Source organism: Aeromicrobium panaciterrae (genome assembly GCF_031457275.1).
In the GTDB taxonomy this organism is placed as follows: domain Bacteria; phylum Actinomycetota; class Actinomycetes; order Propionibacteriales; family Nocardioidaceae; genus Aeromicrobium; species Aeromicrobium panaciterrae_A.
Window position 1 is genome coordinate 1,556,357 of record NZ_JAVDWH010000001.1, and the last position, 22,291, is coordinate 1,578,647.

Below are 22,291 nucleotides of genomic sequence, written 5' to 3' on the forward strand. Positions count from 1 at the left end.
CGCTGCATGACTGACGGGCTGTTCGAGATTCCGGATGCGCCTGTCCCTCTGCCTTCGGGCAGTTTGAGCGGCAACAACTCGTCGTCGGCGCCGTTGGCCGTACGCATGCGCCCGACGTCGCTCGACGAGCTGGTCGGCCAGGAGCACTTGCTGGCACCGGGCTCGCCGTTGCGGCAGATGATCGACGACAACAAGCCGCTGACGATCCTGCTGTGGGGTCCTCCCGGTACCGGCAAGACCACGATCGCCTCGTTGCTGAGCGCGCATACCGAGCGCCGGTTCGTCGAGGTGTCGGCGGTGTCTGCTGGCGTCAAGGAAGTACGTGAGGTCATCGCGGGTGCTCGGCGTGCGCTGGCCAACAGTGGCGTCGAGACGGTCCTGTTCGTCGACGAAGTCCATCGCTTCAGCAAGTCGCAACAAGATGCGCTGCTGCCTGGCGTCGAGAACCGCTGGGTGTCACTCGTCGCTGCGACTACCGAGAACCCGCATTTCAGCGTCATCTCGCCGCTGCTCAGCCGCTCGCTTCTCCTGACGCTTGAGAGCCTGACCGATGACGACATTTCGGTGCTGATTGATCGCGCGCTCACCGATGAGCGCGGACTCAACGGCACCGTCACGCTCGACGATGACGCCAAAGACCACCTCGTACGCCTTGCCGGTGGCGACGGCCGCAGGGCACTGACCTACCTCGAGGCCGCTGCAGGTGCCGCGACAACCCAGGGCAAGAAGGCGATCAGTGTCGATGACGCTGCACTCGCTGTCGACAAGGCGGCCGTTCGCTACGACCGGCAAGGCGATCAGCACTACGACGTCACCAGCGCGTTCATCAAGTCCATACGCGGCTCCGACGTCGACGCGTCGCTCCACTACCTGGCTCGGATGATCGAGGCGGGGGAGGACTCGCGCTTCATCGCCCGCCGACTCATGATCCTGGCCAGCGAGGACATCGGCATGGCGGATCCATCGGCGCTGCAGACCGCCGTCGCGGCTGCTGAGGCCGTCGCGATGATCGGATTCCCTGAGGCGCGTCTCGTCTTGGCACAGGCAGTTATCGCTCTCGCGACGGCCCCGAAGTCCAACGCAGTCATCCGCGCGATCGATTCGGCGCTCGCGGACGTACGAGCTGGCAAGGTCGGCACTGTGCCGCCCGCGTTGCGCGATGCGCACTACTCCGGCGCCAAGAAGCTCGGCCACGGACACGACTACCTCTACGCCCACAGTGACCCCCGCGGAGTCGTCGGTCAGCAGTACGCACCCGACGACGTTGATGGAGCGATCTACTACGAGCCCGGCCAGCATGGCGCTGAGGCGGCGATCGCTGAACGTCTGGCTCGAATCCGCGCCATTCTGCGCGAACGGTGACGCGATAGGCTCGTCAGCATGTCGGCGGAGCTCGTGATCCTCGTGTCGACCGCGGTGTTGGCCGTGGTCGCGCTGTGCGCTGCCGCCATCTCCGTACGCGCGGTCCGCACGCTGCGTCAGACGCCGACCCAGACCCCGGTCTCCCACGAGATTGCGCTGGTCGAACGGCCCACACCGGTCGTCACGCACCTGCCCGCTTCGTTGGCACCGCGCGTCGTCGAAGGCCGCCTGATCGTGCCGCCGACACAGCAGCAGGTTGTCGCGACTGCACTCGGCCGACCTGGTGTACGTCTGTCCGTATTCACGCGGGGTGTCGCATATGCGCTGCGACCAGAGAGCCGCGATCGAATCCTCGGGATGATGCGGCGCGAATATCGCCGCCGCCGTCGTGAGCGCCTGCAGGCCGGCCGCCGAGCCGCCCGAGCGGCAACACCCTCCGCCACCGCAGACAGTTGGATCGGCTCATGAGGCGCATGGTCTGGTTCGTCGCCGGGTCGGCAGCCGGGGTCTACGCGGCAGCCAAGGCCAAACGAGCCGCATACCGGCTCTCCATGCCTGGCCTCGTCGATCAGTCCGCGGCCCTCGGGCTCGGATGGCGAGCCTTCCGCTCCGAACTGCGTGACGGCATGGAGACTCGTGAGCGAGAAGTCGCACACGAGTTGTCCGGCACCCCCAACCTTGACCACTTGAGTCTTGATACTCACCACCCTGAACTTGCTGAGAAGGACCACCCCTGATGTTGACCGCTGAGATTCGCCGACGATTCCTCGCGCACTTCGAGAACGCCGGACACACCGCGGTGCCCTCTGCCCCTTTGCTGTTCGACGACCCCAACCTGCTGTTCGTCAACGCCGGCATGGTGCCGTTCAAGCCCTACTTCTTGGGCCAGGAGACTCCGCTGTGGGACCGCGCCGTCAGCGTGCAGAAGTGCGTGCGTACCGGTGACATCGAAGAGGTCGGCAAGACGACTCGTCACGGCACGTTCTTTCAGATGTGCGGCAATTTCTCGTTCGGCGACTACTTCAAGGCCGGCGCGATCGAGTTCGCCTGGACACTGATCACCGGCTCGGTCGACGACGGTGGCTTTGGCTTCGATCCCGACAAAGTTTGGGTCACGGTGCTGCACTCCGATGACGAAGCACGCCAGCTCTGGAAGGACATTGCCGGCCTGCCCGACGAACGCATCCAGAGCCGCGGTTTGCTCGACAACTACTGGCAGATGGGCGTACCCGGTCCCGGCGGTCCGGCCAGCGAGATCTACATCGACCGCGGTCCCGAGTTCGGCCCCGACGGCGGACCCATCGTCGACGAGGACCGCTTCCTGGAGATCTGGAACCTCGTGTTCATGCAGGAAGAGATCACCAACGTCACAGCCAAGGACAAGTTCGACGTCGTTGGTCCGCTCCCACAGGAGAACATCGACACCGGTATGGGCCTTGAGCGGGTCGCCTACCTCCTGCAGGGCAAGACCAACATGTACGAGATCGACGAGGTCTTCCCGGTCATTGAGAAGGCTTCGGAGATCACCGGCCGCAAGTACGGCGCTGACCCAATCGACGACGTACGTTTCCGCGTGATCGCTGACCACGTGCGTAGCGGCCTGATGCTGATGGGCGATGGCGTGACTCCGGGCAACGAGGCACGCGGCTACGTGCTGCGTCGTCTGCTCCGTCGTGCTGTGCGCTCGATGCGCCTGCTCGGTTATGAAGACCCGGCGTTGCCGCAGCTCCTCCCGGTCAGCCTCGACCGCATGAAGGCGTCGTACCCCGAGCTGGAGGCCGACTTCCCACGCATCGAGAAGATTGCGTACGCCGAAGAGGATGCTTTCCGACAGACGCTCGGCAAGGGCACCCAGATCTTTGAGTCGGCTGCCTCGGCGATCAAGAACACCGGAGGCAGCTCGCTGCCCGGCGACCAGGCTTTCGCACTGCACGACACGTACGGATTCCCGATCGACCTGACCCTCGAAATGGCCGCGGAGCAGGGCCTGACCGTCGATGAAGATGGCTTCCGCGCACTCATGACTGAGCAGCGCGCCCGAGCCAAGGCCGATGCAAAGTCCAAGAAGGGTGCCCACGCCGACACCTCGATCTACCGCTCGACACTCGACGCCGGTGGCCCGACCGAGTGGCTGGCCTACTCGACGCTGACCACAGAGTCGCGCGTTCTCGCGCTGCTCGCCGAAGGCGTCGACGTACCTGCGATCTCTGCCGGCACGGTCGGCGAAGTCGTTCTCGATCGGACCCCGTTCTACGCCGAGTCGGGTGGCCAGAGCGCCGACGCCGGACACATCACGTGGGATGGCGGTCGCGCTGAGGTGCTCGACGTTCAGCGTCCCGTACGAGGTCTCGTCGTTCACCAGGTCCGCGTGCTCGAAGGTGAGCTGACGCGCGACCAGAACGTTGAAGCTGCTGTTGATCCTGAGTGGCGTCTCGGCGCGCGTCAGGCGCACTCCGGTACGCACGTCGTGCACGCTGCGCTTCGCGAGGTGCTTGGCCCCACGGCTCTCCAGGCTGGTTCGTACAACAGGCCCGGCTACCTGCGACTCGACTACGGCTGGAGCGGCGCACTGTCGCCCGATCAGCTGCACGGTGTCGAAGAGGCTTCCAACCGCGCTCTGCGTGCAGATCTGCCCGTCACGGCTCAGACCATGTCGCTGCAGGAGGCTCGTGACTTCGGTGCTCTCGCGCTGTTCGGCGAGACGTACGGCGAGGACGTCCGCGTCGTCGAGATCGGCGGCCCTTGGTCGCGTGAGCTCTGCGGTGGCACGCACGTCGATCGTTCGTCGCAGATCGGCACGGTCGTCATCACCTCCGACGGATCCGTCGGAGCAGGCAACCGTCGCATTGAGGCGCTGACCGGCATCGAAGGCTTCGACTACCTCGCCCGCGAGCGTGACGTCGTACGCCAGCTGACCGACATCCTCAAGGCTCAGCCCGGCGAAGTGCCAGGTCGCGTCCAGGACCTTCTCGAGCGACTCAAGACCGCTGAGAAGGCTGTCGAGAGCGCCAAGGCAGCCCAGCTGCTCGGTGCCGCAGGTGACATCGCCTCGGCCGCCAAGGACGTCAACGGCGTCGCGTACGTCGGCCACCGCGCTGAGGGAGCCAACGGCGGCGACGTCCGTACGCTCGCCCTCGACATTCGCGGACGCATGCCCAAGGACAAGCCGGCTGTGGTCGTCGTGATCGGTACTGCCGATGACAAGCCGTCGACGGTAGTTGCGCTCAACGAGGCCGCGCAGGCCAAGGGGCTCAGCGCCAACACGTTCGTCGGACTGGTCGGCGAGAAGCTCGGCGGACGGGGCGGCGGCAAGGCCGATGTCGCACAGGGTGGCGGCACAGACGTGTCGGCTATCCCCGCGGCCCTGGCAGCCGTTGAGGGCGCCCTAGGTGCCTGAGTTCCGCCGCGGACGGCGCATCGGCATCGATGTCGGAGACGTGCGGATCGGCGTTGCCGTCTGTGACCCCGACGGAATGCTCGCGACGCCTGTCGAAACAGTTGCCGCCGGTCCTGATGCGATTGGGCGGCTCGCAGAGCTCGTCCACGAGTACGACGCGATCGAGTGCGTTGTCGGTATGCCGATCGGATTGTCGGGCCTGGAAGGCCCGGCGGCGCTGAAGGTCAGGGCGTTCTGCGCCGAACTTCTCGAAGCGATCGCCCCAGTGTCCATCCGGCTCTTTGACGAGAGGATGTCTACGATGACTGCGGAGAGTCTGCTCAGAGAACGTGGACGATCCGGAAGCTCGAGGAGGAAAGTCATCGACCAGGCAGCTGCCACCGTGATTCTCCAGACGGCACTGGATTCCGAGCGGACCCGAGGGTCTGCGCCCGGCGAGACACTAGTGAGGACGCATGGCTGACGGCGGACTGGACATGATGACCGGCGGACCGTCTGGCCCCGGCCGGCGCCGCGCTGCGGCACCCCCCAGGAAGCCTTGGGGGCGTCGCATCGTCACGCTGCTGGTCCTTCTTGCTGTTCTGTTCGGTGGTTACAAGGTCGCCGGCAAGGCGATGGATTTCTTCGGTGGTCCCGCCGATTACCCCGGCCAGGGCACCGGCAGCGTTGTCGTCGAGATCCCCAGCGGCGCAAACGGCCAGCAGATCGCCAACATTCTCAAAGAAGCCGATGTGGTCAAGAGCGCTGAGGCGTTCTACCAGTTGAGCCTCAACGACTCCCGCTTCCAGGCCGTTCAGGCCGGCTTCTTCAAGCTCCGCAAGCACATGTCCGCTGAGTGGGCCATGCGTGAGCTCACAGACCGCAACAACCGGGTCGAAGGCAAGGTCACGATCCCTGAAGGTGCGCGCGTCACGACGATCATCACGATCATCGCCAAGAGCACCGACATCTCGAAGAAGAACGTCGAAGCAGCCCTCGACAAGCCTCAGTCGCTTGGTCTGCCCGCAGAAGCCAACAACAACCCCGAGGGCTTCCTCTACCCAGCGACGTACGAAGTGCCGCCCGGGTCGACCGCGACCAGCTTGCTCAAGCAGATGGTCAAGAAGACGGTCGACGTCGAGAAGGAGCTTGATCTCGCGTCCCGCGCCGACGCGATCGGCATGACACCGGTCGAGGTCATGACGCTGGCCAGCATCCTCGAGTACGAAGCCAACCGCGACGAGGACTACCCGAAGGTCGCTCGTGTGTTCCTCAATCGTCTTGACCAGGGCATTGCGCTCCAGTCCGATGCGACTGTCGCGTACGCCAACGGCATCACCGGCGACGTATGGACGACTCCTGAGCAGCGCGACAACCCGTCGGAGTACAACACGTACGAGCACCAAGGCCTGCCACCTGGACCCATCGGTGCTGCTGGCAAGAAGACCATCGAAGCGGTCCTCAACCCGGCAGACGGCGACTGGCTCTACTTCGTGCCGGACTACGAAAACAACACCACGGTCTTCAGCAACAACCTCGCCGACCACGAACGGGCGGCCGAGCGGTTGCGCGAGTGGTGCCGTAGCTCCAAAGACACCGACGACATCTGCTGATGCGTTGCGCCGTCATCGGGTCGCCGATAGCCCACTCGCTGTCGCCGGCAATGCACCGCGCTGCGTACGCGGAACTGGGTCTCGACTGGACCTATGAAGCCGTGCTCGTTGAAGAGGACGGTCTGCAGGAGTTCCTGAGCTCGCTTGGCGATGATGTTCGGGGGCTGTCGGTCACGGCGCCGCTCAAGAGGCGCCTCGCCGAGCTCGTCGAGCCGGACGGGGGACCGCCCCTGGGAGTGGTCAACACCGTCGTGATCGATGACGGCATGCCGAGCACCTACAACACCGACGTCCCCGGCGCAGTCTCAGCGCTGGCCGAACGAGGCATCACCAACCTGATGACGGCTCGCATCCTCGGCGGTGGCGCCACAGCCGCGTCGGTTGCGTACGCGCTCTCGACGATCGGGGTGACACAGGTCGAGTTCGTCGTACGGGATCCGGCTCGAGCCGCTGCCGCAGTCGACATCGCCACGACGGCAGGCATGGCCGCATCCGCACGCAAGCTCGACGAACCGCTGCTCGATCGCGTCGACCTGCTGGTTTCCACAGTCCCGGCTGACGTCGCCAACGGACAGGTTCATGAGCTCGTCGCAGCATCGCGCGCTGTGTTCGACGTCGTGTACGACCCGTGGCCGTCCCACCTCATCGAGGTCGCGGTCGAAGCGGATCTGCCGCACGTCACCGGAATCGACCTGCTCGCGCATCAGGCCGCGCTTCAGGTCGAATTGATGACCGGGGATTCGGTCGATCCACAGCTGCTGCGCGAAGCAGCGTTGGGTGAGCTCGGCTCTCGCTAGTGTTCCGAGCGTGACCATCGCTCTCGCTGCCTTCGCTGCCGCCATGCTCGGCGCGGCCGGCCCTTGGGTGCTTCGTCGCATACCGGAGCCGGAGGAGCCCGCCGAGGACAAGGTTCCGTACGCCCAGCTGGCCGATGCGCGAGGACTGTCCGTCGGTCTCGCCATTGCTGCGGCGCTGATGGCTGGTCTCGTCGCCTGGCGGATCGATCGACCCGAGCTCGTGCCGGTCTGGGTGTTGATTGCTGGCGTCGGATCGTGGCTGACCTACATCGACTGGCGCACCAAGCTGCTGCCGTTTGTGATCGTCGCCCCGGCCTATCTCGCGACTCTGCTTCTTGTCGGCCTGGGTGCGTTGCTCTTGAAGGAATCAGAGGTGTTCACCCGAGCCCTCGTCGCCAACATCGTCGTCTACGTGATCTTTCGGGTCCTCTATTGGATCGGCGGCCGGTTCTTCGGCGGCGCATTCGGCTATGGCGACGTACGGCTGTCGGGAGTCCTCGCGCTTGCCCTCGGAGCTCTTGGCGGGAGTGCTGTTTTCGTCGGTATGTACTCGGGTTTCATCCTCGGCGCAGTGTTCGGCGTCATCCTGTCTCGGCTCAAGATTGTCGACGCGAGGGGCTACGCATTCGGTCCCTACATGGTTGCCGGAGCCGTGATCGGCGCCGCGTGGGGTTCCTTGATTTACCCGGTTTGAATGCCTGACGTTCGTTGCAGGTGGGGCGTGGGAGAATTGTCGACATGCTCCGTTGGCTCACAGCTGGTGAATCGCACGGCCCCGCGTTGGTGGCTGTGCTCGAAGGTCTGCCCGCAGGGGTGGAGGTCACCAGCAAGGACATCCAGGCGGCGCTTGCTCGTCGCCGGTTGGGCCACGGCCGCGGCGCCCGTATGGCGTTCGAGGCCGATGAGCTCGAGCTGGTGGGCGGCATCCGTCACGGCGTGACGATGGGCAGCCCGATCGCCCTGCGTATCGGCAACAGCGAATGGCCCAAATGGGAGCAGGTCATGTCGGCCGATCCGGTCGACTCCGAGATCCTCGACGGGCTCAAGCGCAATGCGCCGCTGACCCGCCCGCGCCCGGGCCACGCAGACCTCGCCGGTATGCAGAAGTACGGCTTCGACGAAGCCCGCCCCATTCTTGAGCGCGCCAGTGCCCGCGAGACCGCTGCACGAGTCGCCCTGGGCGAGATTGCCGCGCAGTTCATCGAGCAGACCACCGGCGCCAAGATCGTGTCGCATGTCGTCGAGCTCGGCACCGTACGCGCGCCCGCCGGCGTGATCCCGAGCCACAGCGACGTCGAATCGCTCGACGCCGACCCCGTACGTTGCTTCGACCCTGCGACGAGCGACGCGATGGTTGCCGAGATCGATGCAGCCCACAAGGACGGCGACACCCTGGGTGGCGTCGTCGAGGTGATCGTCGAAGGTCTGCCTCCGGGACTCGGATCGCACACCCATTGGGACAAGCGGCTTGATGGCCGTTTGGCAGCGGCTCTCATGGGCATTCAGGCCATCAAGGGCGTTGAGCTCGGCGACGGCTTCGAGCTCGCTCGCACACGCGGCTCGCTCGCACACGACGAAATCGTTCCTACCGACGAAGGCATCCGCCGCGTCTCGGGCCGCGCAGGTGGCACCGAGGGCGGTATGACGACGGGCGAGATCCTCCGCGTACGCGCTGCGATGAAGCCCATCGCGACAGTCCCCAAGGCCCTGCGCACGATCGACGTCGAGACCGGCGAAGAAGCGCGCGCCCACCACCAGCGTTCGGACGTGTGCGCTGTTCCGGCGGCCGGCATCGTCGCCGAAGCAATGGTTGCGCTGGTTGTCGCCGACGCGATCATCGAGAAGTTCGGTGGCGACGCAGTCGAGGAGACCAAGCGCAACGTCGAGGGCTACCTCGCCAACCTGAGGCACCGTTGAGCCCGGTCGCCGTATTCGTCGGACCGCCCGGAGCTGGCAAGAGCACCGTGGCGGAGATCGTCGGTCAACGCCTCGGCGTCGACGTACGTGACACCGATCAGGACGTCGAGGCTGGCGAAGGCGTCAGCGTCCAAGACATCTTCATCGACCAAGGCGAGGCGCACTTCCGTGTGCTCGAGGAGAAGGCCGTCGCTTCTGCGCTGGCCGAACACGACGGTGTCGTGAGCCTGGGCGGGGGAGCTGTCCTCAGTCCCGCCAGCCGCGCCGCGTTGGCCGGCCATCGGGTGATCTTCCTCGACGTCGGGCTCGCAGCCGCCATCCGACGCGTCGGTATGAACTCAGGTCGCCCGCTGCTGCTCGGCAACGTACGTACGCAGCTCAAAAACTTGCTTGACCAGCGACGTGTGCTTTACCGCGACGTCGCACGGTTCACGATCGAGACAGACGATCTCGACGCCACCCAGGTCGCCGACCAGGCGATCGCACTGATCGAGGACGACCGATGACGACGCGGCTCACCGTGCCCACTGACCACCCGTACGACGTGGTGATCGGCAATGGCGTTCACGAGGAGCTCCGCGGGCTCATCGGTTACGGACGGGGCGTACTCCGTGTCGCGATCATCCACGCACCAGCGATGCGCGAGCAGGCCGAGCAGCTGCGCAAGCCGCTCGTTGCGGACTCACTCGACGTTCACCTCATCGAGGTGCCGGACAGCGAGCAGGCCAAGACGGCCGACGTTCTCTCGTTCTGCTGGAAGGTTCTCGGCGAACTCGGCTTCACCCGTTCGGATGTCATCGTCGGCCTTGGTGGCGGCGCCACCACTGACCTCGCTGGCTTCGTGGCTGCGAGCTGGCTGCGCGGCGTGCGGTTCGTCAACGTGCCGACGACAGTGCTCGGCATGGTCGACGCTGCCGTTGGTGGCAAGACCGGCATCAACACCCCAGAAGGCAAGAACCTCGTTGGCGCGTTCCACGAGCCAGCCGGCGTGCTCTGCGATCTCGATGTCCTGGGCTCGCTGCCCGCCGCCGAGCTGCGCAGCGGTCTTGCCGAGATCGTGAAGTGCGGGTTCATCGCCGATCCGACGATCCTTGAGCTGATCGAAGCCGCTCCTGAAGCCGTCTCCGACGCGACCTCGCCGATCGTTGCCGAGCTCATCACCAAGGGCATCGCCGTCAAGGCGCGCGCCGTCGCTGGTGACCTGCGCGAGACAGCAGGTGGAGCCGAGATCGGTCGCGAAGCGCTCAACTATGGGCACACCTTCGGTCACGCAGTCGAACGCTTTGAGGGCTACCGCATCCGTCATGGCGAGGCCATCTCGATCGGTATGGTCTACGTCGCCGAGATCGCACACCGTTCGGGCCTCATCGACGACGAACTGTTGGCACGTCACCGCTCGATCCTGACGACACTCGGATTGCCGACGACGTACCGACCGGGCATTTGGGAAGCGCTGTCGGCGACGATGCGCGTCGACAAGAAGACCCGTGGCGATCAGCTGCGCTTCGTCGTCCTGGATGGGCTCGCATCGCCAGTGATTCTCGCTGGCCCTGACGAGTCGTTGATCTTCGACGCCTACCGGGCCATCTCGGAATGACAACCGCTGATCGTCGCGAACGGCTGGTTGCGGCACTCGGCGACCGTGGACTCGACGGCCTCTTCGTCACCACGCTGGTCAATGTCCGCTATCTGACGGGTTTCACCGGCTCCAACGGCGCATTGCTGGTCCCGCGCGAAGGCGCGCCGGTTTTCTTCACCGACGGTCGCTACCGCGACCAGGCAGCCAAGGAGCTGCCCGACGTCGAGCACGTCATCGACCGGGACCTCGCGGGCGCAGCGTCGCCGCGTATGGGCTCGGGGACCTGGGGAGTGGAGACCCACACGCTCAGCGTCGATGGACACGCCAACCTCACCTCGCTGGCGCCCGGCGCCACGCTGGCGCCAGCCGGGCGAGTCGTTGAGGAACTCAGACTCGTCAAGGACGAAGAAGAGATCGACCGCCTGCGTGCGGCATGTCGCATCTCGACCGAGGCGCTCGATGGTCTGCTCGCCGGACCACTGGTCGGTCGTACGGAGCGTGAGATCGCTCGCGACCTCGAGAACCGCATGCTCGATCTCGGCGCCGAGGCGATCGCCTTCGAAACGATCCTCGCGACCGGCGAAAACTCAGCGATCCCGCACCACAGCCCTACTGACCGAGTACTCGGCTCGGGCGAGTTCATGAAGGCAGACTTCGGCGCTCGGGTTGCCGGCTATCACGCCGACTGCACTCGTACGGTCGTCATCGGCAAGGCTGACGACTGGCAGCGCGAGATCTACGGCGCTGTCCAGGCCTCGCAGGCGGCAGGACTGGATCACTTCCGAGAAGGCGCAAAAGTGTCCGACTCAGACGACGCCGCGAGGGCCTCGTTGGACGCTGCCGGATGGCTCCACGCCTTCACGACAGGGCTCGGACATGGCGTCGGCCTCGAGATACACGAGGACCCGTTCATCGCCGCGCGAAACACCGGTAAACTGGTCAGTCGCACCGTCCTCACGATGGAGCCGGGCATCTACGTTCCGGGTCGTGGGGGAGTGCGAATCGAAGACACCGTCCTCGTGACCACGGGAGCCCCCGAGGTACTCACCACGATGACCAAAGACCTCATGGAGATCGGCTGATGGCCACCACGAACGACATCAAGAACGGCATGGTCCTCGACCTCGACGGCCAGCTGTGGTCCGTCATCTGGTTCCAGCACCACAAGCCGGGCAAGGGCGGAGCGATGGTCAAGACCACGCTCAAGAGCGTCCTCAGCGGCAAGACCGTCGACAAGACGTTCAACGCTGGCCTCAAGATCGAGACCGCCAACGTCGACAAGCGCGACTTCACCTACCTGTACCACGATGGCGACGCGTACGTCTTCATGGACAAGTCGACGTACGACCAGGTCAGCATCTCCGAGCAGGTCGTCGGCGACGCCAAGGACTACATGCTCGACAACCAGGACGCGATGGTCGCGATGCACGAAGGTGTGCCGCTCTACATCGAGCTCCCGGCATCGGTCGAGCTCCTCGTCGAGTACACCGAGCCCGGCCTGCAGGGCGACCGCTCCAGCGGTGGCACCAAGCCGGCTCGCCTCGAGACCGGCAAGGAAATCCAGGTTCCGCTGTTCATCGTCAACGGCGAGAAGATCAAGGTCGACACCCGCGACGGCAGCTACCTCGGTCGCGTGCAGGGCTGATGTCAGCTCGTACGAAATCCCGCAAGCGCGCCCTCGACATCCTGTTTGAGTCCGAGGCGCAAAACCTCGAGCCCGGGGGCACACTGGCGGATCGTCGAGACTCAACTGACTACCCAGTCAACGACTACGCGATCTCGCTGATCGAGGGCGTCGTGCTGCATCGTGACCGCCTCGACGAGATCATCTCCGAGAACGCGAACGACTGGACGCTCGATCGCATGCCCGCGGTTGATCGCAACCTGCTTCGCATCGGTGCGTACGAAATCCTCTACGTCGACGACGTCCCCGACGCCGTTGCCGTGAGCGAAGCGGTCGCTCTTGCTGCTGACCTGTCGACCGATGAGTCGTCGGCGTTCGTCAACGGCTTGCTGAGCAAGATCGTCGAGCTCAAGCCCACTCTGACTGCCTGACTCGCCACCGGAGCCTGTCATGGCCCGGCGAATCGGCTGATAGGGTTACGACGAATCACCGACATCCTTTAACGGCCGTCCCGAGAGGCGGAGAAGGAGGTCAGACATGGTCGCGTCTGATGACGCTGCACGTGCTGACATTGCGCACGCCCCCGACCGTACGGTCCTTGATGACAAGGACATCTCGCGAGCTTTGACTCGCATCACGCACGAGATCCTCGAGCGCAACCGCGACTCGACTGGGATCGTCCTGCTCGGCATACCGACGCGCGGAGTCCATCTTGCTCGACGCATTGCCAAGCGGATGTCCGAGGTCGAGGGACGCGAGATCACCGCAGGTGCACTCGACATCACGATGTTCCGCGATGACCTGCGGCTCAAGCCCGCCCGCGCGCTGGAGCACACCGAGATCCCCGACGACATCGATGACAAGGTCGTCGTACTGATCGACGACGTACTGTTCTCCGGCCGTACGATCCGCGCCGCACTCGACGCGCTCAACGAGATCGGCCGCCCCAGCGCCGTGCAGCTCGCCGTCCTGATCGACCGTGGACACCGCGAGCTGCCGATCCGCGCAGACTTCGTCGGCAAGAACCTGCCAACCTCGCTCAGCGAGAGCGTCAAGGTGCAGCTCTCCGAGACCGACGACGCCGACAAAGTCGCGATCACGGGAGGTGCGGCATGATCAAGCACCTGCTCAGCGCGGGCGACCTCAACCGCGAGGACGCCATCCGCATCCTCGACACAGCAGAAGAACTCCTTGGCGTCGCGAGCCGGCCGATCAAGAAGCTGCCGACGCTGCGCGGCCGCACCGTGGTCAACCTGTTCTTCGAGGACTCCACACGTACGCGCATCTCGTTCGAGGCCGCCGCAAAGCGCCTCAGCGCCGATGTCATCAACTTCTCCGCCAAGGGCTCAAGCGTCTCCAAGGGTGAGAGCCTCAAGGACACCGCCCTCACGCTTCAGGCGATGGGTGCTGACGCGGTGGTCGTACGCCATCACAACTCTGGCGCTCCTCACCGCCTGGCCCACGCGAAGTGGACCAAGGGTGCGGTCATCAACGCAGGTGACGGCACGCACGAGCACCCGACGCAGGCACTGCTCGACGCGTTCACGATGCGACGCCACCTGGGTGACCTCGAGGGCAAGAACATCACGATCGTCGGCGACGTGCTGCACAGTCGCGTCGCTCGCTCCAACGTGCTGCTGCTCGACACTCTTGGCGCCAACGTCACAATCGTCGCGCCACCGACGCTGCTCCCGGTGGGCGTCGAGAAGTGGCCGGTCGAGACGTCGTACGACCTCGACAACTCTCTCGAGAAGGCTGACGCGGTGATGATGCTGCGTGTGCAGTCCGAGCGCATGAAGGCGTCGTTCTTCCCGAGCGCTCGGGAGTACAGCCGCCGCTACGGGCTCGACACTGCCCGCATGAACCGGCTGCCCGATCACGCGATCGTGATGCACCCCGGCCCGATGAACCGCGGCATGGAGATCACCGCCGACGTCGCCGACGATGTCCGCTCGGTGATCGTCGAGCAGGTCACCAACGGTGTGGCCGTACGTATGGCGGTGCTCTACCTGCTGCTCGGCGGCGCCGCTGAAGACGAAACTTTCGACCCGATTGAAGAGGACGCATGAGCTCGTATGTGATTCGCCAGGCCAAGGTGCTGGGCGAGAAAGTCGCGGACATCGCGATTGAAGACGGTGTCATCACCGCAATCGGCACAGACCTCACGGTTAACGGTGCAACCGAGGTCGATGCAAAGGGCCTCGTCGCTCTGCCCGGTCTTGTCGACCTGCACACCCACGTACGTGAGCCCGGTCGTGAGGACGCGGAGACCGTCCTGACCGGCTCCAAGGCTGCAGCGCGCGGTGGCTTCACCTGCGTGCACGCCATGGCCAACACCGATCCGGTCGCCGACACTGCTGGCGTCGTGGAGCAGGTCTGGCGTCTCGGACGCGAGGGCGGCTACTGCGACGTACAGCCGGTCGGTGCCGTGACGATCGGCCTCAAGGGCGAACAGCTCGCTGAGCTCGGCGCGATGGCTGACTCTGCCGCAACAGTTCGGGTGTTCTCCGACGACGGCAAGTGCGTCTCGGACGCCGTGATCATGCGCCGGGCCCTCGAGTACGTGAAGGCGTTCGACGGCGTCATCGCCCAGCACTCACAGGAGCCCCGCCTCACCGAAGGTGCCCAGATGAACGAGGGCCCGCTCTCGGGCGAGCTCGGGCTCACCGGATGGCCCGCTGTTGCCGAGGAAGCGATCGTCGCCCGCGACGTTCTGCTCGCCGAGCACGTCGGCTCCCGCCTGCACGTCTGCCACTTGTCGACGCGCGGATCGGTCGAGATCGTGCGCTGGGCCAAGAGTCGCGGCATCAACGTCACTGCCGAGGTCACCCCGCACCACTTGCTCCTCACGGACGACCTCGTACGCAGCTACGACCCGATCTACAAGGTCAACCCACCGCTGCGCTCCGACGATGACGTCCAGGCCGTACGCGAAGGGCTGGCCGACGGAACGATCGACATTGTCGCCACCGACCACGCACCACACCCGATGGAGGACAAGGAATGCGAGTGGTCCGCGGCCGCCTTCGGCATGCTCGGACTTGAGACCGCGCTGTCAGTCGTGCAGCAGACGATGGTCGACACCGGGCTGCTCACCTGGGCTCAGGTCGCCGACAAGATGTCGGCCAAGCCCGCCGAGATCGGCCGCGTCCGCAACCAGGGTCGCCCGCTCGAAGTGGGGGAGCCGGCCAACATCGTGCTCGTCGACCCCCAGGCCACGCGCCTGATCGACGCGCGCAACACGGCTTCGCTGTCACGCAACAACCCGTACGCCGGACTCACACTTCCGGGCGAGGTGGTCGCGACATTCCTGCGAGGACGACCGACCGTCAGTGACCGCACGCTTGTGGAAGCGGTGACCGTATGAGCGCCGCAATCCTGGTGCTCGAAGACGGGCGCGTGTTCCACGGCGAGTCTTATGGCGCCGTCGGCGAGACCGTCGGCGAGATCGTGTTCTCGACCGGCATGACCGGTTACCAGGAGACGCTCTCTGACCCCTCCTACCGTCGCCAGATCGTGACGATGACGGCTCCGCACATCGGCAACACCGGCGTCAACGACGAAGACGACGAGTCCTCAGCGTTCTGGGTCGCCGGTTACGTCGTGCGCGACCCTGCGCGACTCTCCAGCAACTGGCGCGCCAAGACGACCCTGGACGAGCGGCTCGCCGCGCAGGGCGTAGTCGGCATCAGTGGCGTGGACACGCGCGCACTCACTCGCCACCTCCGTGAGCGCGGCGCCATGCGGGCCGGTATCAGCTCGGACTCGACCGACGTCGAAACTCTGCTCGCCACCGTCAAGGCCGCGCCGTCGATGGAAGGCGCCGACCTCGCTGGCGAGGTGTCGACCGATGAAACATACGTCGTCCCGGCGATCGGCAAGAAGAAGTTCACTGTCGCCGCACTCGACCTCGGAATCAAGGGCATGACCCCGCGCCGTATGTCAGAACGCGGCATCGAGGTGCACGTGCTGCCCTCGAACGCAACGCTCGAAGACGTTCTCGCGATCAAGCCCGACGGCGTCTTCATGTCGAACGGTCCGGGTGACCCGGCCACTGCCGACTCAAGCGTCGAGCTGCTCCAGCAGCTGCTGGAGCGCAAGATCCCGTACTTCGGCATCTGCTTCGGCAACCAGATCTTCGGTCGCGCACTGGGCCTCGGCACGTACAAACTCAAGTACGGTCACCGTGGACTCAACCAGCCCGTCCAGGACCTCACGACCGGCAAGGTCGAGATCACCAGCCACAATCACGGCTTCGCCGTCGACGCGCCGATCGAGGGCACGTTCGACACGCCATACGGTCCGGGTCGCGTGACCCACGTCGGACTCAACGACCAAGTCGTCGAAGGACTCGCCTTGCTCGAGCAGCCAGCATTCAGCGTGCAGTACCACCCCGAGGCAGCGGCTGGCCCGCATGATGCGGACTACCTCTTCGACCGCTTCGCCGAACTGATGGGCGGTCGCTGATGCCTAAGCGCTCAGACATTAAGTCGATCATGGTCATCGGCTCCGGCCCGATCGTCATCGGACAGGCCTGCGAGTTCGACTACTCCGGCACCCAGGCGTGCCGTGTCCTCCGCGAAGAGGGCATTCGCGTCATCCTGGTCAACTCCAACCCGGCGACGATCATGACGGACCCCGAGTTCGCCGATGCGACGTACATCGAGCCGATCACGCCCGAGTTCGTCGAGAAGGTCATCGCCAAGGAGCGCCCCGACGCGCTGCTCGCGACGCTGGGCGGCCAGACCGCACTCAACGCAGCGATCCAGATGCACGAGTCGGGTGTGCTCAAGAAGTACAACGTAGAGCTCATCGGTGCCTCGATCGAAGCGATTGAGAAGGGCGAGAACCGCGAGTCCTTCAAGAAGGTCGTGGAGTCCTTGCCCAAGGAGTGGGGCGCAGAGTCGGCCAACTCCGTCATCTGCCACACGATGGATGAGTGCCTGGCCGGCGTGCCTGAGCTCGGCGGCTATCCCGTCGTCGTACGACCGTCGTTCACGATGGGCGGCTCCGGCAGCGGCCTCGCGTACAACGAGGAAGACCTGCACCGGATCGCCGGTTCCGGCCTGGCGTTGAGCCCGACCACCGAGGTACTCCTCGAGGAGTCGATCCTCGGCTGGAAGGAGTACGAGCTCGAGGTCATGCGGGACACCGCCGACAACGTGGTGATCGTCTGCTCGATCGAGAACTTCGACCCGATGGGCGTGCACACCGGCGACTCGATCACGGTGGCTCCGGCCATGACTCTCACCGACGTCGAATACCAGCGCTTGCGCGACATCTCGATCGGCATCATCCGTGAGGTCGGGGTCGACACCGGCGGCTGCAACATCCAGTTCGCGGTCAACCCCGATGACGGTCGCATCGTCGTCATCGAGATGAACCCCCGCGTCTCGCGCTCGTCGGCCCTCGCATCAAAGGCGACCGGCTTCCCGATCGCCAAGATCGCCGCGAAGGTTGCGATCGGCTACACGCTCGACGAGATCCCCAACGACATCACCCAGGTCACCCCGGCGTCGTTCGAGCCCACGCTCGACTACGTCGTCGTCAAGGTGCCACGGTTCGCGTTCGAGAAGTTCCCCAACGCCGATGCCACGCTCACGACGCATATGAAGTCAGTCGGCGAAGCCATGGCAATCGGCCGCAACTTCACCGAGGCGCTGCAGAAGGCCCTGCGGTCCCTCGAGCGCCCTGACTCGGTCTTCGACTGGAGCCAGAAGTGGGTCGACCTCGACAAGGACGCACTCTTGCAGGAGATCGCGATCCCGCACGATGGCCGTATCAAGAAGGTCATGGACGCAATCCGCGCCGGAGCGACTCCGCAGGAGATCTTCGACGCCACCAAGATCGATCCGTGGTTCGTCGACCAGCTCGCGCTGATCAACGAGATTGCCGTTGAACTCATCGACGCCAAGGAACTGTCGCCGGCCCTGCTGCGCAAGGCCAAGCGCCACGGTTTCTCGGACGCCCAGCTCGGCAGAATTCGCGGGCTACGTGAGGACGTCGTTCGCGGCGTACGTCACGCGCTCGGTGTCCGACCGGTCTACAAGACCGTCGACACCTGTGCCGCTGAGTTCGCGGCCACCACGCCCTATCACTACTCCTCGTACGACGAGGAGACCGAAGTCGAGCCTCGTACCAAGGAAGCCGTCCTGATCCTTGGCAGCGGTCCGAACCGCATCGGTCAGGGCATCGAGTTCGACTACTCGTGCGTGCACGCCGCGATGGCGCTCTCCGAGGTCGGCTACGAGACCATCATGGTCAACTGCAACCCCGAGACCGTCTCGACCGACTACGACACGTCGGATCGTCTCTATTTCGAGCCGTTGACGCTTGAGGACGTGCTCGAGGTCGTCCACGCTGAGCAGCAGGCTGGCCCCGTTGCCGGCGTCATCGTCCAGCTTGGCGGCCAGACTCCGCTTGGACTCGCGGCAGGTCTCGAAGCAGCTGGCGTACCGATTGTCGGAACGCAGCCCAAGGCGATTGACCTCGCCGAAGAGCGCGGAGCATTCGCCCGGGTACTCGCCGACGCTGGACTTGTCGCTCCCAAGCACGGGATGGCGACTACATTCAGCAACGCTCGCAAGATCGCCGGCGAGATCGGCTACCCGGTGCTCGTACGACCGTCGTACGTCCTGGGCGGTCGCGGCATGGAGATCGTGTACGACGAGGGCACCCTCAAGGACTACATCGACCGTGCCACCGAGATCTCTCCAGATCGACCAGTCCTCGTCGACAGGTTCCTCGACGATGCGATCGAGATCGATGTCGATGCCCTGTATGACGGCGAGGAGTTGTTCCTTGGCGGCGTCATGGAGCACATCGAAGAAGCCGGCGTGCACTCAGGTGACTCGGCCTGCGCCCTGCCGCCGATCACGCTTGGTGGGCTGGAGATCCAGCGCATCCGCGAGTCGACCGAAGCCATCGCCAAGGGTGTCGGCGTACGCGGACTCATCAACATCCAATTCGCGCTGAGCTCCGACATCCTCTACGTCATCGAGGCCAACCCGAGAGCATCGCGTACGGTCCCGTTCGTCTCCAAGGCAACGGCGACTCCGCTGGCCAAGGCCGCGGCACGCCTGATGCTGGGCGAGTCGATCGCCGATCTTCGCAAGGCCGGCGTTCTGCCCGCGACGGGCGACGGGGGAGACCTGCCCGATTCCGCGCCGATTGCGGTCAAGGAAGCTGTCATGCCGTTCAACCGGTTCCGCACCTACGAGGGCAAGTACGTCGACACGTTGCTCGGCCCCGAGATGCGGTCGACGGGCGAAGTCATGGGAATGGACCATGCGTTCGGCACGGCCTTCGCGAAGTCGCAGGCCGGAGCCCAGAACGGACTCCCGACTTCGGGCAAGGTCTTCGTGTCTGTCGCCAACCGCGACAAGCGGCACATGGTCTTCCCGGTCAAGCGCCTCGCGGATCTCGGCTTCGAAATCCTCGCGACCAGCGGCACGGCCGTCGTACTCGCTCGCAACGGCGTCCAGGCGACGGTCATCCGCAAGCTCAACGAGGAACCATTGCCGGGCGAGACGCGCAGCACGATCGTGGAGAAGATCCACGAGCAGGATGTGCAGCTCATCATCAACACCCCGCATGGCGTGACGTCCGGCGGAAGCCCGCGCATCGACGGCTACGAGATTCGTACGGCTGCCGTTGCCGAGGGCATCCCGTGCATCACGACAGTGCAAGGTCTTGCCGCCGCAGTTCAGGGCATCGAGGCGCTGATCGAAGGCAAGATCGGCGTCACCTCGCTCCAGGAGTGGGGCAAGATCGTGACGGCGGGTCGAGAGTGAGCTTCGGTTCGCGAGCTCGCGCCGCAATGGCGGCCTACGGGCCTGCATGTGTCGGCATCGATCCTCACGCCGAGCTGCTCGCGGAATGGGAGCTGCCCGACTCCGTTGAGGGTCTGGACCGCTTCGCCAGCATCTGCGTCGAGGCATTTGCCGGGCACGTCGCTTTCGTCAAACCGCAGTCAGCATTCTTCGAACGATTCGGTGCCCAGGGAGTCGTGATTCTTGAGCGCACGATCCAGGACCTCCGCCACACCGGCACGCTGGTGGTGCTCGACGTGAAGCGCGGCGACATCGGATCGACTGCCGCGGCGTATGCCGACGCCTACCTCGATGAGGACGCGCCAATGGCGGCTGATGCGATCACTGTGAGCCCGTTCCTCGGCTTCGGCTCACTGCAGCCGTTCTTCGACGTCGCCGAACGCAACGACGCAGGTGTCTTCGTACTTGCACTGACCTCCAACAAGGAGGGGCCGGAGGTGCAGCACGCGCTCAACGGCGACACCACGGTTGCCGGCGGCATGCTGAGCCAACTGGCGGCATTGAACGCTGGTCAGTCACCCATGGGGTCCTTTGGTGCGGTTGTCGGAGCGACCATCGGCGATGTCGGCGAAGACCTCGCGATCAATGGCCCACTGCTGGTTCCTGGCTTCGGCGCACAGGGCGGAACGGTCAACGACATACGACGACTGTTCAGCTCGGTCATCGACAACGTGATTCCCTCGACCTCCCGGGGAGTTCTTGCTGAGGGACCCGATGTGTCCGCCCTCCGCGATTCTGTCGCCCGGGTGAACTCCGAACTTGTAGGCTCCTAGGGTCCGGGTCACCGGCTCACCGATACGTACGCTCTAGGAGCTCTTGCATGACACGCACCGCCGCCTTGCTGGTCTCGACACTCGTCTGTGCCACGGTGCTCTCGGGGTGTGGCGGCGGAAGCGCCTACTGCGATGCAGTCGACAAGGACAAGGCCTCGCTCAATACGTTCGGCGAGAAGCGCACGGATGCCGCGTACGCCGGCTATGCCAAGGTGCTCGAGGGAGTCGCCAAGGTGGCCCCCGCGACGATCAAAAAGGACTGGACGACGCTCGCCGATGTCACCAAGGGTGTCATTGCGGCGCAGAAGGCGGTAGACCTCAAGCTTGAGGACATGACCGATACCGCCAAGGTCAAGAAGCTCAGCGCAGCGCAACTCAAGGAACTCAACGCCGCTTACACGACTTTCAACGGTACGAAAGCGGAAAGAACAGCAGTTGTGAAGAATGTGAAGCAGGAATGCAAGATCACACTCAAATGAACTGACCCAACACCGCAGCACCTACGCAAGGGGATGATGAAGTGGCACTCCCAATTCTGACGGCCGAACAGCGTCAAGCAGCACTCGAGAAGGCTGCGATCGCACGCAAAGTGCGCGCAGACATCAAGGACAAGCTCAAGCATTCCGGTGCGAGCCTGACCGAGGTTATTCAGGAATCCAAAGCCAACCAGTTCATCGCCAAGCTCAAGGTCGTTGACCTTCTGCAGTCGATGCCTGGCGTCGGCAAGGTCAAAGCGCAAGAAATCATGGAGCGCGTAGGCATTGCTGCCAACCGTCGCCTGCGCGGCCTCGGGGACAACCAGATCTCCGCCCTGATCGCCGAGTTCAAGGAACGAGCAGACCGCTCTGGCCGTGGCTGAAGCCACACCCGAACGGTCACGGCTCGTCGTGCTCGCGGGACCGACTGCGGTCGGTAAGGGCACGGTCGCAGCCTGCGTACGCAACTCGCACCCCGAAATCTGGATCTCTGTCTCCGTCACGACCCGGGCCCCGCGTCCGGGCGAGATCGACGGCGTCCACTACCACTTCATCACCGAGGCCGAATTCGACGAGATGGTCGCCAATGACGGTCTGCTCGAGTGGGCCGTCGTGCACGGGGCGGCCCGCTACGGGACTCCCAGGGCTCGCGTCGAGGAGCGCCTGACCGCCGGTCAGCCAGCGCTGCTGGAGATCGATCTGCAAGGCGCACGACAGGTGCGCGAGCGCATGCCAGACGCCTTGATGGTGTTTCTCAAGCCACCGAGTTGGGAAGAACTCGTACGCCGTCTTGTCGGCCGGGGGACCGAGGGACCTGAGGAGCGTGAGCGCCGCCTGGCCACAGCGCGCGTTGAGCTCGAGGCCGAAGACGAGTTCGATGTGACGATCGTCAACACCAATGTCGAGAGTGCCTGCCAGGAATTGGTAGACTTGTTCTGATCC

23 protein-coding genes are annotated in these 22,291 nt (G+C 64.8%); all 23 read left to right on the top strand.

Going from position 1 to position 22,291, the window contains the following annotated elements; translation table 11 throughout:
- The first annotated feature begins 6 nt into the window (after nucleotides 1–6).
- A complete protein-coding gene (locus J2X11_RS08085) occupies nucleotides 7–1,362 on the top strand; it encodes a replication-associated recombination protein A (protein ID WP_309969155.1) in 1,356 nt (451 codons plus the stop codon).
- Nucleotides 1,363–1,380: 18 nt separating this feature from the next.
- Nucleotides 1,381–1,830 (top strand): hypothetical protein, encoded by a 450-nt coding sequence (locus tag J2X11_RS08090; protein ID WP_309969158.1) that lies wholly within the window; start codon nucleotides 1,381–1,383, stop codon nucleotides 1,828–1,830.
- Nucleotides 1,827–2,099, top strand: coding sequence for a DUF6167 family protein (locus J2X11_RS08095; protein ID WP_309969161.1), 273 nt, complete (start codon nucleotides 1,827–1,829; stop codon nucleotides 2,097–2,099). The genes J2X11_RS08090 and J2X11_RS08095 overlap by 4 nt, the downstream gene beginning before the upstream one ends.
- On the top strand, nucleotides 2,099–4,759 hold the full coding sequence (alaS, locus tag J2X11_RS08100; protein ID WP_309969164.1) for an alanine--tRNA ligase: 2,661 nt from the start codon (nucleotides 2,099–2,101) through the stop codon (nucleotides 4,757–4,759). The genes J2X11_RS08095 and alaS overlap by 1 nt, the downstream gene beginning before the upstream one ends.
- Nucleotides 4,752–5,222 (top strand): Holliday junction resolvase RuvX, encoded by a 471-nt coding sequence (ruvX, locus tag J2X11_RS08105; protein WP_309969167.1) that lies wholly within the window; start codon nucleotides 4,752–4,754, stop codon nucleotides 5,220–5,222. Before alaS ends, ruvX begins: the two co-directional genes overlap by 8 nt.
- Nucleotides 5,215–6,351: an endolytic transglycosylase MltG gene (mltG, locus tag J2X11_RS08110; protein ID WP_309969170.1), complete on the top strand. Its 1,137-nt coding sequence runs from the start codon at nucleotides 5,215–5,217 to the stop codon at nucleotides 6,349–6,351. The genes ruvX and mltG overlap by 8 nt, the downstream gene beginning before the upstream one ends.
- Complete coding sequence (locus J2X11_RS08115; protein ID WP_309969174.1) at nucleotides 6,351–7,148, top strand: shikimate dehydrogenase; 798 nt, start codon at nucleotides 6,351–6,353, stop codon at nucleotides 7,146–7,148. Before mltG ends, J2X11_RS08115 begins: the two co-directional genes overlap by 1 nt.
- A gap of 10 nt (nucleotides 7,149–7,158) precedes the next feature.
- On the top strand, nucleotides 7,159–7,842 hold the full coding sequence (locus tag J2X11_RS08120) for an A24 family peptidase (protein ID WP_309969177.1): 684 nt from the start codon (nucleotides 7,159–7,161) through the stop codon (nucleotides 7,840–7,842).
- A 44-nt stretch (nucleotides 7,843–7,886) separates the two neighbouring features.
- Nucleotides 7,887–9,065 carry a chorismate synthase gene (gene aroC / locus J2X11_RS08125; protein ID WP_309969180.1) on the top strand — a complete coding sequence of 393 codons (1,179 nt, stop codon included), beginning with the start codon at nucleotides 7,887–7,889 and terminating at the stop codon, nucleotides 9,063–9,065.
- Nucleotides 9,062–9,571, top strand: coding sequence for a shikimate kinase (locus J2X11_RS08130; RefSeq protein ID WP_309969184.1), 510 nt, complete (start codon nucleotides 9,062–9,064; stop codon nucleotides 9,569–9,571). Before aroC ends, J2X11_RS08130 begins: the two co-directional genes overlap by 4 nt.
- The gene (aroB, locus tag J2X11_RS08135) at nucleotides 9,568–10,662 is read left to right on the top strand and encodes a 3-dehydroquinate synthase (protein ID WP_309969188.1); all 1,095 of its coding nucleotides are present in this window, start codon (nucleotides 9,568–9,570) and stop codon (nucleotides 10,660–10,662) included. Before J2X11_RS08130 ends, aroB begins: the two co-directional genes overlap by 4 nt.
- Complete coding sequence (locus J2X11_RS08140) at nucleotides 10,659–11,726, top strand: M24 family metallopeptidase (protein ID WP_309969191.1); 1,068 nt, start codon at nucleotides 10,659–10,661, stop codon at nucleotides 11,724–11,726. The genes aroB and J2X11_RS08140 overlap by 4 nt, the downstream gene beginning before the upstream one ends.
- Nucleotides 11,723–12,289 (top strand): elongation factor P, encoded by a 567-nt coding sequence (efp, locus tag J2X11_RS08145; protein WP_309972315.1) that lies wholly within the window; start codon nucleotides 11,723–11,725, stop codon nucleotides 12,287–12,289. The genes J2X11_RS08140 and efp overlap by 4 nt, the downstream gene beginning before the upstream one ends.
- Nucleotides 12,289–12,699, top strand: coding sequence for a transcription antitermination factor NusB (gene nusB / locus J2X11_RS08150; RefSeq protein WP_309969194.1), 411 nt, complete (start codon nucleotides 12,289–12,291; stop codon nucleotides 12,697–12,699). Before efp ends, nusB begins: the two co-directional genes overlap by 1 nt.
- 106 nt (nucleotides 12,700–12,805) lie before the next feature.
- On the top strand, nucleotides 12,806–13,384 hold the full coding sequence (gene pyrR, locus J2X11_RS08155; protein WP_309969197.1) for a bifunctional pyr operon transcriptional regulator/uracil phosphoribosyltransferase PyrR: 579 nt from the start codon (nucleotides 12,806–12,808) through the stop codon (nucleotides 13,382–13,384).
- A complete protein-coding gene (locus J2X11_RS08160; RefSeq protein WP_463675072.1) occupies nucleotides 13,381–14,337 on the top strand; it encodes an aspartate carbamoyltransferase catalytic subunit in 957 nt (318 codons plus the stop codon). Before pyrR ends, J2X11_RS08160 begins: the two co-directional genes overlap by 4 nt.
- Nucleotides 14,334–15,635, top strand: coding sequence for a dihydroorotase (locus J2X11_RS08165; RefSeq protein ID WP_309969201.1), 1,302 nt, complete (start codon nucleotides 14,334–14,336; stop codon nucleotides 15,633–15,635). Before J2X11_RS08160 ends, J2X11_RS08165 begins: the two co-directional genes overlap by 4 nt.
- Nucleotides 15,632–16,735 (top strand): glutamine-hydrolyzing carbamoyl-phosphate synthase small subunit, encoded by a 1,104-nt coding sequence (gene carA, locus J2X11_RS08170; protein WP_309969204.1) that lies wholly within the window; start codon nucleotides 15,632–15,634, stop codon nucleotides 16,733–16,735. The genes J2X11_RS08165 and carA overlap by 4 nt, the downstream gene beginning before the upstream one ends.
- Complete coding sequence (carB, locus tag J2X11_RS08175; protein ID WP_309969207.1) at nucleotides 16,735–20,061, top strand: carbamoyl-phosphate synthase large subunit; 3,327 nt, start codon at nucleotides 16,735–16,737, stop codon at nucleotides 20,059–20,061. Before carA ends, carB begins: the two co-directional genes overlap by 1 nt.
- Nucleotides 20,058–20,873 carry an orotidine-5'-phosphate decarboxylase gene (pyrF, locus tag J2X11_RS08180; protein WP_309969210.1) on the top strand — a complete coding sequence of 272 codons (816 nt, stop codon included), beginning with the start codon at nucleotides 20,058–20,060 and terminating at the stop codon, nucleotides 20,871–20,873. The genes carB and pyrF overlap by 4 nt, the downstream gene beginning before the upstream one ends.
- 47 nt (nucleotides 20,874–20,920) lie before the next feature.
- Nucleotides 20,921–21,352: a hypothetical protein gene (locus J2X11_RS08185; RefSeq protein WP_309969213.1), complete on the top strand. Its 432-nt coding sequence runs from the start codon at nucleotides 20,921–20,923 to the stop codon at nucleotides 21,350–21,352.
- A 41-nt stretch (nucleotides 21,353–21,393) separates the two neighbouring features.
- Nucleotides 21,394–21,732 (top strand): integration host factor, actinobacterial type, encoded by a 339-nt coding sequence (gene mihF, locus J2X11_RS08190; protein WP_309969216.1) that lies wholly within the window; start codon nucleotides 21,394–21,396, stop codon nucleotides 21,730–21,732.
- The gene (gene gmk / locus J2X11_RS08195; RefSeq protein WP_309969218.1) at nucleotides 21,725–22,288 is read left to right on the top strand and encodes a guanylate kinase; all 564 of its coding nucleotides are present in this window, start codon (nucleotides 21,725–21,727) and stop codon (nucleotides 22,286–22,288) included. Before mihF ends, gmk begins: the two co-directional genes overlap by 8 nt.
- Nucleotides 22,289–22,291: the final 3 nt, after the last annotated feature.

Coding starts and splice junctions, on each gene's coding strand:
- J2X11_RS08115 (WP_309969174.1), top strand. CDS start 6,351: ATGCGTTGCGCCGTCATCGGGTCGCCGATAGCCCACTCGCTGTCGCCG.
- J2X11_RS08085 (WP_309969155.1), top strand. CDS start 7: ATGACTGACGGGCTGTTCGAGATTCCGGATGCGCCTGTCCCTCTGCCT.
- J2X11_RS08185 (WP_309969213.1), top strand. CDS start 20,921: ATGACACGCACCGCCGCCTTGCTGGTCTCGACACTCGTCTGTGCCACG.
- alaS (WP_309969164.1), top strand. CDS start 2,099: ATGTTGACCGCTGAGATTCGCCGACGATTCCTCGCGCACTTCGAGAAC.
- J2X11_RS08165 (WP_309969201.1), top strand. CDS start 14,334: ATGAGCTCGTATGTGATTCGCCAGGCCAAGGTGCTGGGCGAGAAAGTC.
- mltG (WP_309969170.1), top strand. CDS start 5,215: ATGGCTGACGGCGGACTGGACATGATGACCGGCGGACCGTCTGGCCCC.
- J2X11_RS08160 (WP_463675072.1), top strand. CDS start 13,381: ATGATCAAGCACCTGCTCAGCGCGGGCGACCTCAACCGCGAGGACGCC.
- J2X11_RS08140 (WP_309969191.1), top strand. CDS start 10,659: ATGACAACCGCTGATCGTCGCGAACGGCTGGTTGCGGCACTCGGCGAC.
- J2X11_RS08090 (WP_309969158.1), top strand. CDS start 1,381: ATGTCGGCGGAGCTCGTGATCCTCGTGTCGACCGCGGTGTTGGCCGTG.
- carB (WP_309969207.1), top strand. CDS start 16,735: ATGCCTAAGCGCTCAGACATTAAGTCGATCATGGTCATCGGCTCCGGC.
- J2X11_RS08095 (WP_309969161.1), top strand. CDS start 1,827: ATGAGGCGCATGGTCTGGTTCGTCGCCGGGTCGGCAGCCGGGGTCTAC.
- pyrR (WP_309969197.1), top strand. CDS start 12,806: ATGGTCGCGTCTGATGACGCTGCACGTGCTGACATTGCGCACGCCCCC.
- aroC (WP_309969180.1), top strand. CDS start 7,887: ATGCTCCGTTGGCTCACAGCTGGTGAATCGCACGGCCCCGCGTTGGTG.
- carA (WP_309969204.1), top strand. CDS start 15,632: ATGAGCGCCGCAATCCTGGTGCTCGAAGACGGGCGCGTGTTCCACGGC.
- aroB (WP_309969188.1), top strand. CDS start 9,568: ATGACGACGCGGCTCACCGTGCCCACTGACCACCCGTACGACGTGGTG.
- nusB (WP_309969194.1), top strand. CDS start 12,289: ATGTCAGCTCGTACGAAATCCCGCAAGCGCGCCCTCGACATCCTGTTT.